This window comes from Psychrobacter sp. PSi21, from assembly GCF_054960615.1.
The window spans coordinates 38,099-50,048 of record NZ_JBHNYR010000020.1 but is presented as its reverse complement, the minus strand read 5'-3'; the positions used below and the strand labels follow the sequence as shown (position 1 = coordinate 50,048).

Sequence of the window (11,950 nt, the reverse complement as noted above, 5' to 3'; positions counted from 1 at the left end):
AATCGATGTCATTTAAAAACAAAAAGAAGCCCGCGCCATAAATGGTGCGGGCTTTTTGATGTCTTTATAGCATGATGATTACAAGAGCAATATGTCATTAGACCAATTATTAAACCGACAATGGCTGATCGGTCCACACATCGCGGTAACTGGTATAATAAATCAGCAGCATGACGGGCATGGCAACAATGGACGCTGAACCAAAGGTAAACATCATCAATAAAATCCCTAGAAGACAAACCATCATCACAAAAACCAGTATCGGCAGCCAGTTTCTCATACACGCTTGGAAGCTTTTTTTGATTGCTATTGGTGGTGTCACATCATGCAAAACGATCAATGCTGGCGCAAACCAAAAGGCCATGGATAAAGCAATCATTGGTAGTAAGGCAATCAGCATGTATAACACTACAACCCAAGAAGCTGATGATTGCACACCCATGTTGTCTATCGTTGACCATATCTCTAAGAAGTTACTGAGAGACAATGCAAGCAGAACCAAAACAGAAAATATAAAAAGCACGATAATACCAACAAGGTAGAGCAGCGTCAGTATCAGTAAGGGGACTAAGTGCGTTTTTAATGCCGAAAACAAATATTCAAACTTAAGACGATCACCGCGCTCCTGTATGGCAGCCGTTTGTATAAAACCGCCAATAAACAAAGTTACCATAAAAATTGCGCATGGGTTAATAACTGGCGTGGCCATCAGTATGATCGGAACGGCAAATATCGAAAATGTCATACCCAGCCATACTCCGATATTTTGCTTAAACATATCAAAGGCTTTACGCATCCAAGTTACACCAGCGGTAGCGCCGCAGCGGCGCGGCTCAGATAATAACTGTGGGTCTTGACAGGATACGGGCGGCGGCAGTGGCGTTGAAGACTCATCTAACGACACCGTAGATGTATCAGACATTGCGATGACTCACTTATGGCTCAAATACTTAATGATCTGTAGACAATGGCTGATCGGTCCACACATCGCGGTAGCTGGTGTAATAAACGATCATCAACAATGGAAAAGCCGCCAACATACCAATACCTAGCGTAAACAAAACCAATAGCATAATGGCGAAAAAAGCAACCAGCCCATATACAAACATGGGCAATAAATTTGCCATACAGCCTTTGAAGCTTTTTTTCATAGCGTCGATAGGCTCGACATCATGTAACACGATAAGCGTAGGGGCAAACCAGACCAACATTAATACAGGTATAAACAGTAACATGCTCAATAAAGAAAAAATCATCATCATAAGGAAACTTGACTCGCTTATGCCAGACATCATACTACCGAACCATACGACCATCATGATGATCATAGGAATCATCGCAATAACAATCGCGATTAAATACAGCACACAAAGCATAATCATCGGCTGTAAGTGAGTCTTAAATGCTGAAAATAAGTGATCAAATCTGAGTTCATCACCGCGTGCTTGCGCCGCACAGCCAGCCATCATACCCGCAATCAAAATAGGGCTTGCGAGACTAAAAATAAAACCGATGAAGGGGATGGATCCAAGCACAGCAAGGAACAAGAAAAACACCACACTCATGCCAATCCACAGCAAAAAGTTCTCTTTAAACATGGCAAAGGCACTGGTGAGCCAAGCCATACCTGCACCCGCATCACAACGACGCGGCGCTGCTAACAGCTGCGGTAATGGGGTGCCATATTGATCGACTGGCGGCGGTAGATCGGGTGGCAACTGCCCAAAGCCATCAGTAGATTTATGCAGTGAGACAGAGGCGTTGGGGTTTTCTGGACTGGTCATGATAAGCCTTATAAATAGGGTAAGAAGTCAGACGACTATCAAAAAAAGTGAGCCTTTTGCTCATGTTTATGATGAGAATGTTCATTTCTGCCGCTATTTTTACATAAGTTAACAAATAATCCCAACTTTTTTTTACTTAATTGATAGGCATAAAAAAAGACCGAATGATGCATTCGATCTTTTTTTATTGCTTTGAGGGGTCATCTGTCTGCCATTTTTAGCTATGCCCAGCCATCTAGCGTGCCTGCCCAGCCCTTGACCAGCGGCGCGGTTAATGCGGCCAGTAGCGCCACATGCGTGTCGTCCGCATTTAGTGCTGGAATATAGTGATACTCTTGCCCACCTGCATTTAAGAAGTTGTCACGGTTCTCAATCGCCAGCTCCTCTAAAGTCTCTAAGCAGTCCGCTGAAAACGCAGGGCTGACGACCTGCACCGAGCGTACGCCCGACTTGCCCCAATCCTCTAACACCACATCGGTATAAGGCTTGACCCACTCTTGTTTGCCAAAGCGGGATTGAAAGCTGATGATCCACTCATCTGCTTCAAGACCCAGCGCATGCGCCACTTGCGCCGCGGTACATTTACAGCGCTTGGGATATGGGTCGCCTTTGTCCGCATAAGGCTGCGGGATACCATGAAAGCTAAACATCAGCTTATCTGGTTTGCCATGTGTCTCTTGGAAACGACGAATACTGTTGGCGAGTGCCTCGATATATAGCGGATGGGCAAAGTAATCTTTCACCACGGTCATATTGGGCAAGTTGCGCTGCTTGAGTGCCCACTTGTTGATCGCATCATACACCGCGCCTGTCGAGGTGGCTGAATACTGCGGAAATAGCGGCAGCATGACAAAGTGATCCACGCCCTCGCTGCGCAGTTGATCCATCACGTCAGGGATACCTGGGTTGCCATAGCTCATGGCCGCATGCACAGAGACGCGAAATGGCGCAGCGCTGTCGGCCAGACGCGGGGTAAGCATCTCTACTTGGCGGTTTAAGATATTGCGAATGGGTGAGTCACCATCCCAAATACTGGCGTACGCTTCAGCGACGCGCTTAGGACGACTGGGCAGTACAAAGAGATTAAGAATAATCGCCCACAAAAATCGCGGTATCTCAATAACTCTTGGGTCTGACAAAAACTGACGCAAATAACGCCGTACCGCAGGCGCGGTTGGCTCGTCAGGCGTACCAAGATTGATCAACAAAACAGCAATACGAGGGGGCAAGTCAGGTTTCATAGCGGCACATTTTATGAGAAAGGAGAAGATAAAAACCGTTGCTAGTCTAGCATTTTATGACCGTCTCTCGCAGGGCAAAAATGGCGCTTATACAATTTGATACCAATTATCTGCCCGCGTTTGCCTTATCACACTCCTGCTCCATCAGTAAGCTGGCGGCCAAGGCAATACAGACTACCGCTTATCGACACCTATATCACCACAAACTCGCTGCCTGACGGTTGTACTCACTAGCGCATCACCATACAATAGGCAAACATCGCGTATTGACGCGACAGGGCATGTGCCCACATGCTTTTTTATTTTATTGATGACTGTCGTCTTGTGAGGTAGCTTTGAACGCCCGTCCTGATCCTGCCATTGACCCATCCTTGACTGATGCACGGCTGCATGAGCCGAACTCAGTCGGTATCGTCACCCCCACATTGTTTCATTTTGCCGAGCCGCTCACCTTGGAATGTCAGCGTACGCTGCCATCCTTTGACTTAATGGTTGAGACATACGGCGCTCTTAATGAAGACAAGTCAAACGCCGTTTTGATCTGCCATGCGTTATCTGGCAACCACCATGCCGCAGGGTATCACGGCGATGACGACAAAAAATCAGGCTGGTGGGACAATATGATTGGCCCAAACAAAGCCATCGATACCAATCGATTTTTTGTGGTGTGTTTAAATAATATCGGCAGCTGTTTTGGCTCGACAGGCCCCACCTCCATCAATCCAGAAGCTGAGCCCTATGTTAATGACGCAGGCGAGACAGTACAGCCCGTTTACGGCCCTGATTTTCCGCTAGTCACCATTAAAGACTGGGTCAAAACTCAAGCCATGTTGTCTGATCGCTTAGGTATTACCGTTTGGCATGCCATCGTTGGTGGCTCGATGGGCGGCATGCAGGCGCTGCAATGGTCGGTTGACTACCCTGAGCGGCTCAAGCGCTGCGTGGTCATCGCCAGCACACCCAAACTGTCAGCACAAAACATCGCCTTTAACGAAGTGGCACGCCAGTCAATTTTGTCTGATCCTGAGTTTAAAGAAGGCCGCTACCTACAAGCCGGTACGTATCCACGCCGCGGGTTGATCTTAGCGCGTATGGTAGGCCACATCACCTACTTAACTGATGACGCAATGAAGGCCAAGTTTGGCCGTGATCTGAAGTCTGGCAAGTTTATGTATGGCTATGATGTCGAATTTCAGGTCGAAAGCTACCTACGTTATCAAGGTGAACGCTTTAGCGAAAATTTTGATGCCAATACGTATTTGCTAATGACCAAAGCTTTAGACTATTTTGACCCAACACGCGACTATAGCGCGGCGCCATCGGCACGCCCGACCACAGGTAGCGATGACTCATCAGTGGCACATCATGAATCCAACGATCTAAAGACTGCCTTTGCCCATACCCAGTGTCAGTTTTTGGTGGTGTCATTTACTACCGACTGGCGCTTTGCCCCGCAGCGCTCGCAAGAGATCGTCAACGCACTGATGGCCACGGGAAAACCCGTCAGCTATCTCAATGTCGATGCCCCGCATGGTCATGATTCGTTTTTGTTTGATATTCCGCGTTATATGGGCGCGGTGCAAGGGTTTTTAAACGCGCCCTTTATCAACACCGCACACGTGCCACATCATACGCCCCGTAACGACACGGACACAGCATTAACAGGAGAGCAGTTGTGAGAATGGATCATCAATTGGCGGAGCGCTGGATCGCGCCGCAATCGCACATCCTAGATCTAGGCTGCGGCAATGGTGAGCTACTCGCGCACCTGCAAACCAAACTTGGCGTTACTGGCTATGGTCTTGAGATTGATGAAGACAAAATCAACGAAGCCATTGGTAATGGCTTGTCTATCGTCGAACAAGATCTCAATGATGGCCTCGTTCGTTTTGCCGATAACAGCTTTGATACCGTGGTGATGGCGCGCGCCCTACAGGCGGTAAAAGCACCCGATGTGCTGCTGCTTGATATGCTGCGCGTGGCACGTGAAGCCATCATTACCTTTCCAAACTTTGCCCATTGGCAAAACCGCCTACATCTGGGGCTCAAAGGTTTAATGCCCGTTTCAGAAGCGCTGCCATACGAGTGGTACAACACGCCAAACATTCATCTGTGTACCTTTAAAGACTTTGAGCAACTGTGCGCCGATCATGACATCGAAATCATCAACCGCTTTGCTGTCAGCGACTCAGACAAAGGGCACTCCTCACTGATGAGTACCCTGATTCGCCAAGCACCAAACTTGCTTGCTGATGTGGCGATTTATCGCGTTACCAAACGGCAGGCTTAGTACCTCCTATCGGCACGATACGCACCCCTGCAACATCTAACTGCGTCGCTACGGTGCGCAGTTACCCAAAACTTGTCTGTTATTTACCTTTTGTCGGTGTATCTGTATGTATAGAAAGGTAACTGTATGATTTTGTTACATACTATTCTGTCAATGTTCACGTAAAAGTACGTAATTAGTATTTGAGTTTCGTAAGTTTGAGTGTTAAGCTGACTTTCATAGTATCGATAGCAAAATATATTCTTAGCATTCTTTTGCCATTTATCCTTTATAATGACCGCCTGTTTTTATATTGCGACGATACCCCCGATTCAACACTGTTACCTATGTGCCGATTGTGTATTTAAGGATGATTCTGCTGCCAAGGTCACCGCTTTTTTGATATCAATTGCGTCACCGTGACTCGTTAACTGCCTCATTCTGGAGCTGCTATGACATTATTTAAAGCTGCATTGTTTACTGCATTATTTTCTTGTGCTGGTCTAGCAAACGCTGAGCTGACTGCAAACGTACCACTAGACACCTCACGTTATGAAATTATGGAAGTTGGTGAACTGTCAGCACGTGCAGCACAAGGCAACGATCATGCCCAGTTTTATTTGGCCAAGCGCTTGCAGAAAGGTCAAGGCGTGGCGCAAAACACCCAGCAAGCCATTCAATGGTATACCCGTGCTGCTGAGCAAGGCGTGGCGCCAGCTCAGTTAAACCTTGCCATCATGTATTTGCGCGGTGAAGGCGTCCAGCCCAACTTACAGCAAGCCCGTCTTTGGCTAGAGAAAGCGGCCATGCGTGGTGATAACCGTGCCAGCTATACCCTAGCCCTACTCGATGAAAAACAAAAAAATCTGGTTGATGCTTACAAATGGTATGACCTAGCTGCTCGTGATGGCATGCTTGATGAAAAAGTCCGTACTAAGGCGCGTGGTAAAATCGGTCAGTTGGCCTTAAACTTATCAAGCTCAGACATTGCCAGTGCTCGTAACCAAGCCGATCGTTGGTTTCAGAGTAAGTAAGCCTGTAAGCGCGTCTTGTTACAGACGGCTGAATAAAAAAATCCCAGTTCAATACTGGGCTTTTTATTGTCTGTATGAAAGATAAGGGTCATAGATATTTATGGTAGCGCAACCAGCTTATGCAGCTGCGGTATACCTTCTAGACTTTTGAATAAGGTGTCTGTCTCAATATCTATCCAGCTATAATGCGTATGGCAATGCAGGCATAAAAAAACCTTCGATAATGTCGGATCGGAGGAAACATAACGGTCTATCGCTGCACAGTAGCCACTGTTTGGTATCCCATTCGGGCGAGCAATATCATATTCGGCATACAAATCTTTTTTCCAATCTACCATTGCGGGTAGTTTTACCATCATTTGTGAAGTGCAGTGAGGACAGCTATTTAAGTCAGATGGGATCATCTGATCAATAGGATATCGACCTTGAGTTAACACACCTTTTTTATCGACATAGTCTGTCTCTATTTCAGTAAATTTCTGAATATCAGATCTAGTATCAACTCCTGCTTTAAAGATTATTTTATTGTGCTTTAGACGATAGCTTAAAGTATTACAGTAAGCTATATATGGTGATAAAACCAATCCTACCGCGAATATCCATACATGCAAATCTCTCCAGCCATATTGCTTTTGTAGAAAAGCAACGATACATCCTAATAATATAGAAACCCATATGTATGTTAGTGACTTTTGTTTCTTATGTAGATTGATATTGTTTTTATTGAATAATTCTATACCTAGCGGTGCTTCCATCAAAAGACTGCGCTGACAGTGCGGACAAAATAATATGCCTCTTTCCACAACAGGCGTCGAAAAATACGCACTGCAATCTTTGTGAGGACAAAGTGATTGTCGTGTGTGTTTACTATTTTTTAGCATAGATGTTCTTATAGGCTATTATTAATAGTTATATTTTATGCAGCTGCGGCGCATCTTCTGCACTTTTGAACAAGGTATCTGTCTCAATATCTATCCAGCTGTAATGCGTGTGGCAATGCAGACACAGAAAAACCTTGTCTAGTTTATAATCATTGTCTACATAACTGTCCGTTTCTACGCAATATCCGCTATAAGGAATGATAGCAGGACGCACAATATCATATTTAGCATACAAGTCTTTTCTCCAGCCCGCTATTTCTGTCAGCTTCACAACCAATTGCGATGTGCAGTACGGACAGTTTTTCAAATCAGGTAAAGCTTTTTCATTATGATAACAATAGGCTTGAGCCAGTACGCCTTTTTTATCGACATAGTCTTTTTTTATCTCAGTAAATTTTTGGATATCAGCTAAGCGATCAACACCTGCTATAAAAGCTATTTTTTTATGCTTTATACGATAGCTCAAGCGATTACGATAATATTTATATAGCTTAAATATCATAAATCCTGTAAAAAACAGGATGATTACAGGCATCATTTTCACTAATACGTCTGGCTTAACATATTTTCTTACTACAATGTCGGAAACCACCCATGCTAATGCCCCCACTAAATACTGGTAGATTAATTTTTTTTGCTTTTTATGGGAGTCTACACTTTGTTTATTAACCTCATCAAGACGTAGCGGTGCCTCCACCAAAAGACTGCGCTCACAGTGCGGGCAAAACAAGATGCCTTTTTCAATAATAGGTTCTAAAAAATATGCGCCACAATCTTTGTGCGGACAACGTGATCGTGGATCTTTTTTGTCTTTTGGCATCACTCTTCTTCTGTGTTATCTATGATAAATGTTTTGACCATAAAGGATCAAAGTGCATGTTTGGTGACCATTGTCTGATTTTGAATGTTATAGCTAGACGATATATAAGCGCGGCGCACCTCTGGCCGTTTTGACCGGCTCTCTGGTTTCTGGATTTATCCAACTGTAATGCGTGTGGCAATGTAGACACAAAAAGATATGACTCAGCACGCTATCGCTAGAGATATAACGGTCTGTATCTCGGCTATATTCACAACTTGGCACCGCTTCAGGTCGAGATATATTGTATTTCTCATATAGACTCCGTTGCCAGTTAATCATTTGTGGCAATTTTACTATCATTTGTGAGGTGCAGTGAGGACAGCCGTATAGTATAGGTAGCGTCACATTGCGAAAATCGCATTGGCTCTGTATCAGCACGCCTTGATAGTCTACATAATCTGTTTTTATCTCCACAAATTGATAGATATCAGATAAGCTATCAACACCCGCTATGAGTTTGATGTTATTCGGCTTTAGATGCCCCCCTACCTCTTGATGGTAAGCTTTGTACTTCTTAAACACAAAATAGCCGACGTAACATAAAAACAGGTATAAACAGATACGGTATAGGTGGTCGCCCTCTACCACACTCATGAAGATAGCTATCAGCGGGACATACAGAATAAAGCAAAAATCTTTAAGTAAAGCTTTACCGCTTGCATAATAAACCGCACTGCGTCTATTGATTTCATCAATATCCAGCGGCGCATCCACCAAAAGACTGCGCTCACAATCTGGACAAAGTAAGATGCCTTTTTCAGCGAAAGGCGTTAAAAAAGACGTGTGGCAACCTGTATGAGGACAGGTAAGCATTGCTATTTTATTGGGTTTCTTGGTTAGCATAGGGATATTCATGCTTTATTTATCATCACTTCTCTGGAGTAGCAGTCTGGAAAATATCATTTAGACCCTGATTATACAAAAGTTGATGAAAACTAGCCTAGTAATATCTGCAAACTAGTCGGATGCGATCCGCGATGCACCGACCCTCTTTTTATCTGAATTGATCTATAAGCCATTCAAAATCCACCCAAAATTTGCTACACTACGCGCGCATTGGCCAATTCCACAATTGAGCTAATGTTATTTTTTATCTACCCTTTTATCACTATTGCACTGGGTTTACGACTCAGCCAGCAGGAGACTTGCATGACCACTGACAACCGTACACGCAATCAGCAACACGCCACCGAGTATGACAGCGAAATCAACAACATCGTCGTCGCCGCACTCTATAAGTTCACGCCGTTCGCCGATTTTGAGCAATTTCGTGAACCGATTTTAAATACCATGCTGGATAACGATGTCAAAGGCACGTTACTGATTGCCAATGAAGGCATCAACGGTACGATTTCTGGTACACGTGATGGTATCGATAACGTGCTGAACCACTTACGCAGCATCGAGGCGATTGGCGAGTTTGTCTTTAAAGAGTCCTACACCGACAGCCAGCCGTTTTACCGCACCAAGGTAAAGCTAAAAAAAGAAATCGTCACCATGGGCGTCGAGGGCATCGACCCGCTACAGTCAGTCGGTCGCTACGTCAAGCCGCAAGAGTGGAACGCGCTGATCTCTGACCCTGAGGTGGTATTGATTGATACCCGTAACGATTACGAAGTACAAATCGGTACGTTTGAAAATGCCATCAATCCTGAGACCGAGACCTTCCGCGAGTTTCCTGAATACGTGGCCAAGGCCCTTGACCCAAGCAAACATAAAAAAGTGGCGATGTTTTGTACAGGCGGTATTCGCTGCGAAAAATCCACCGCGTATATGCGTGAGCAAGGCTTTGAAGAGGTGTATCATTTAGAGGGTGGTATCTTAAAATACCTAGAAGAAGTACCTGCTGAAGAGTCCATGTGGCAAGGCGATTGTTTTGTCTTTGATAACCGCGTGTCAGTCAATCATGACCTTGAAAAAGGCGACTACGATCAGTGCTATGCGTGCCGTATGCCCATCACCAAAGAAGATCAAGAAAGCGCCGCCTACGTGCAGGGCGAATCATGCCCGCATTGCATCGACAAGGCGACTGATGAGCAAAAAGCCCGTTTTCGTGAGCGTGAGCATCAAATGCAGCTGGCCAGAAAGCGCGGCGAAGCGCATATTGGCAGCGAGGTGGTCGATGTGATCGAAAAGCGCAAAGCGGCGAAGATTGAGGCGCGCCGCCTTGCAGAAGAGGCCACTCAGTCACAGTCTAAAGCATAGTGTCAAACGCGTGATGTTTTGACCTCTACTTTGCTGTTTATCTTAAACAAGCGCATAAAAAAAGAGAGACGATATCGTCTCTCTTTTTTCGTGCCCAATACGATTGTGCTGATTAGAACAAGATACGGATACGGATGGTTTCTTCCACATCTTTGAGCTGATCGAGTGCAGCGTCTGAATCGTGGTAATCCACGTCCATGACCAAGTAACCGACATCGCCTTCTGTCATCAAGCTCTGCGCGAGAATATTGATGTTGGCCTCAGCGAACAGACGGTTGATCTGTGACAAGACGCCTGGGACGTTTCTGTGAATGTGTAACAGACGATGTGAGTTTTCTTTGAACGGGATAGAAACTTCTGGGAAGTTCACTGCCGTGGCGGTATCACCCTGATCTGAATATTTGACAAACTTCTCTGCCACTTCTAGACCGATATTGGCCTGCGCTTCTTGGGTTGAACCCCCAATATGCGGGGTCAAAATCACGTTATCAAACTTACGCAGTGGTGATTCAAACTCTTCATCCGCTGATTTTGGCTCTTTGGGGAACACATCAACCGCCGCGCCGAGCACTTTGCCTGACTCAAGTACTGCTGCCAAATCATCAATCTCAACACACGTACCGCGAGCGGCATTGATAAAGTAACTGCCGTCTTTCATTTGCGCAAACTGCTCCGCCTTCATCATGTAGCGCGTGCTTGGCACGTCAGGCACATGCAAGGTCACGATATCAGCGGTAGATAGTAGCTCTTCTAGACTGCCGACTTGTACCGCATTACCCAGTGGCAATTTGGTCACAACATCATGATAGATGACTTTCATACCAAAGCTCTCTGCAAGCACAGACAACTGCGAACCGATAGAGCCGTACCCGACGATACCGATCGTTTTGCCGCGCACTTCATGCGAGTTGGTCGCAGACTTGCCCCAGCCGCCGCGATGGACAGTGGCATTTTTTTCAGGAATGCCGCGGTACAGCATGATGGCTTCGGCCAATACCAGCTCAGCCACCGAACGGGTGTTCGAGAATGGCGCGTTAAAGACAGGAATACCTAAGTCACGGGCGGCATCAAGATCAACTTGGTTGGTACCAATACAAAAGCAGCCAATACCAATAAGCTTATTAGCATGCTCAAGCACGTCACGCGTCAGTTGCGTACGCGAACGAATACCGATGAAATGCGCGTCTTTGATCTTTTCGATCAGCTCTTCTTTGTCCAATGCGTGACTGATGTTTTCGATGTTGTGATAACCTGCCCCTTCCAATACTTTTAGGGCATTGCTATGTAGTCCTTCAAGTAATAAAAAACGAATTTTATCTTTTTCTAATGATAGCGCCATGTGAAACCTGTCCTATAATAATGTCAGGGTGAATGAAGTGAAAACAGTACGGTTATCTTACACAAAATTGACCGACGATGTCAGCCAATAAACCGAATTATTAATTATCAACCTTAAAACCTTTTATGATTGGTAGGCTGACGCGAGCCACTGGCGGCAGCCTTACTATGCCATTTTTAGCCCGTTTAGTAATCAACGTTTAAATCAGGAACACGCCCTAATGTCACAGAATCAGTGCAAAAGCGGCTATCAATTTATGGTTGATAACGCCATACAAAAGTATCAATGGCAATAACCATAGCGAATAGCCGCATGACTTATATTCGCACTGATTT

The 11,950-nt window shown here is 45.3% G+C and carries 11 protein-coding genes; 4 read left to right on the top strand and 7 right to left on the bottom strand.

Annotation, left to right across the window (positions count from 1 at the left end):
- Positions 1-109: 109 nt before the first annotated feature.
- The 3 genes from ACFI32_RS12720 to hemH all read right to left on the bottom strand — a co-directional run bounded on the left by ACFI32_RS12720 (position 110) and on the right by hemH (position 3,025).
- A complete protein-coding gene (locus tag ACFI32_RS12720; protein WP_462626971.1) occupies positions 110-922 on the bottom strand; it encodes a BPSS1780 family membrane protein in 813 nt (270 codons plus the stop codon).
- A gap of 28 nt (positions 923-950) precedes the next feature.
- Positions 951-1,784 (bottom strand): BPSS1780 family membrane protein, encoded by an 834-nt coding sequence (locus tag ACFI32_RS12715; RefSeq protein WP_462626970.1) that lies wholly within the window; start codon positions 1,782-1,784, stop codon positions 951-953.
- 221 nt (positions 1,785-2,005) lie between these two features.
- Positions 2,006-3,025: a ferrochelatase gene (hemH, locus tag ACFI32_RS12710; RefSeq protein ID WP_462626969.1), complete on the bottom strand. Its 1,020-nt coding sequence runs from the start codon at positions 3,023-3,025 to the stop codon at positions 2,006-2,008.
- Positions 3,026-3,411: 386 nt separating this feature from the next.
- On the opposite strand from hemH, the gene metX reads away from it, so the two are divergent.
- From metX to ACFI32_RS12695, 3 genes are all read left to right on the top strand, one after another.
- The gene (gene metX / locus ACFI32_RS12705) at positions 3,412-4,704 is read left to right on the top strand and encodes a homoserine O-acetyltransferase MetX (protein ID WP_462626991.1); all 1,293 of its coding nucleotides are present in this window, start codon (positions 3,412-3,414) and stop codon (positions 4,702-4,704) included.
- Positions 4,701-5,315: a methionine biosynthesis protein MetW gene (gene metW, locus ACFI32_RS12700; protein ID WP_462626968.1), complete on the top strand. Its 615-nt coding sequence runs from the start codon at positions 4,701-4,703 to the stop codon at positions 5,313-5,315. The genes metX and metW overlap by 4 nt, the downstream gene beginning before the upstream one ends.
- 431 nt (positions 5,316-5,746) lie before the next feature.
- On the top strand, positions 5,747-6,328 hold the full coding sequence (locus tag ACFI32_RS12695; RefSeq protein WP_462626967.1) for a tetratricopeptide repeat protein: 582 nt from the start codon (positions 5,747-5,749) through the stop codon (positions 6,326-6,328).
- A gap of 98 nt (positions 6,329-6,426) precedes the next feature.
- Here the strand turns inward: ACFI32_RS12695 and ACFI32_RS12690 are convergent, their stop codons facing one another.
- The 3 genes from ACFI32_RS12690 to ACFI32_RS12680 all read right to left on the bottom strand — a co-directional run bounded on the left by ACFI32_RS12690 (position 6,427) and on the right by ACFI32_RS12680 (position 8,926).
- Positions 6,427-7,209, bottom strand: coding sequence for a hypothetical protein (locus ACFI32_RS12690; RefSeq protein WP_462626966.1), 783 nt, complete (start codon positions 7,207-7,209; stop codon positions 6,427-6,429).
- A gap of 28 nt (positions 7,210-7,237) precedes the next feature.
- Positions 7,238-8,029, bottom strand: coding sequence for a hypothetical protein (locus ACFI32_RS12685; RefSeq protein WP_462626965.1), 792 nt, complete (start codon positions 8,027-8,029; stop codon positions 7,238-7,240).
- 93 nt (positions 8,030-8,122) lie between these two features.
- Positions 8,123-8,926, bottom strand: a complete 804-nt coding sequence (locus ACFI32_RS12680) for a hypothetical protein (RefSeq protein WP_462626964.1) — start codon at positions 8,924-8,926, stop codon at positions 8,123-8,125.
- 294 nt (positions 8,927-9,220) lie between these two features.
- On the opposite strand from ACFI32_RS12680, the gene trhO reads away from it, so the two are divergent.
- Positions 9,221-10,276, top strand: a complete 1,056-nt coding sequence (gene trhO / locus ACFI32_RS12675; protein WP_462626963.1) for an oxygen-dependent tRNA uridine(34) hydroxylase TrhO — start codon at positions 9,221-9,223, stop codon at positions 10,274-10,276.
- A gap of 112 nt (positions 10,277-10,388) precedes the next feature.
- On the opposite strand, the gene serA is transcribed toward trhO, so the two are convergent.
- Positions 10,389-11,615 (bottom strand): phosphoglycerate dehydrogenase, encoded by a 1,227-nt coding sequence (gene serA / locus ACFI32_RS12670; protein ID WP_462626962.1) that lies wholly within the window; start codon positions 11,613-11,615, stop codon positions 10,389-10,391.
- Positions 11,616-11,950 lie beyond the last annotated feature (335 nt).

What these genes read in the sequence shown, in the direction of transcription:
- ACFI32_RS12720 (WP_462626971.1), bottom strand. Translation starts at nt 922, where the DNA reads ATGTCTGATACATCTACGGTGTCGTTAGATGAGTCTTCAACGCCACTG.
- ACFI32_RS12715 (WP_462626970.1), bottom strand. Translation starts at nt 1,784, where the DNA reads ATGACCAGTCCAGAAAACCCCAACGCCTCTGTCTCACTGCATAAATCT.
- hemH (WP_462626969.1), bottom strand. Translation starts at nt 3,025, where the DNA reads ATGAAACCTGACTTGCCCCCTCGTATTGCTGTTTTGTTGATCAATCTT.
- ACFI32_RS12695 (WP_462626967.1), top strand. Translation starts at nt 5,747, where the DNA reads ATGACATTATTTAAAGCTGCATTGTTTACTGCATTATTTTCTTGTGCT.
- ACFI32_RS12690 (WP_462626966.1), bottom strand. Translation starts at nt 7,209, where the DNA reads ATGCTAAAAAATAGTAAACACACACGACAATCACTTTGTCCTCACAAA.
- ACFI32_RS12685 (WP_462626965.1), bottom strand. Translation starts at nt 8,029, where the DNA reads ATGCCAAAAGACAAAAAAGATCCACGATCACGTTGTCCGCACAAAGAT.
- ACFI32_RS12680 (WP_462626964.1), bottom strand. Translation starts at nt 8,926, where the DNA reads ATGAATATCCCTATGCTAACCAAGAAACCCAATAAAATAGCAATGCTT.
- trhO (WP_462626963.1), top strand. Translation starts at nt 9,221, where the DNA reads ATGACCACTGACAACCGTACACGCAATCAGCAACACGCCACCGAGTAT.
- serA (WP_462626962.1), bottom strand. Translation starts at nt 11,615, where the DNA reads ATGGCGCTATCATTAGAAAAAGATAAAATTCGTTTTTTATTACTTGAA.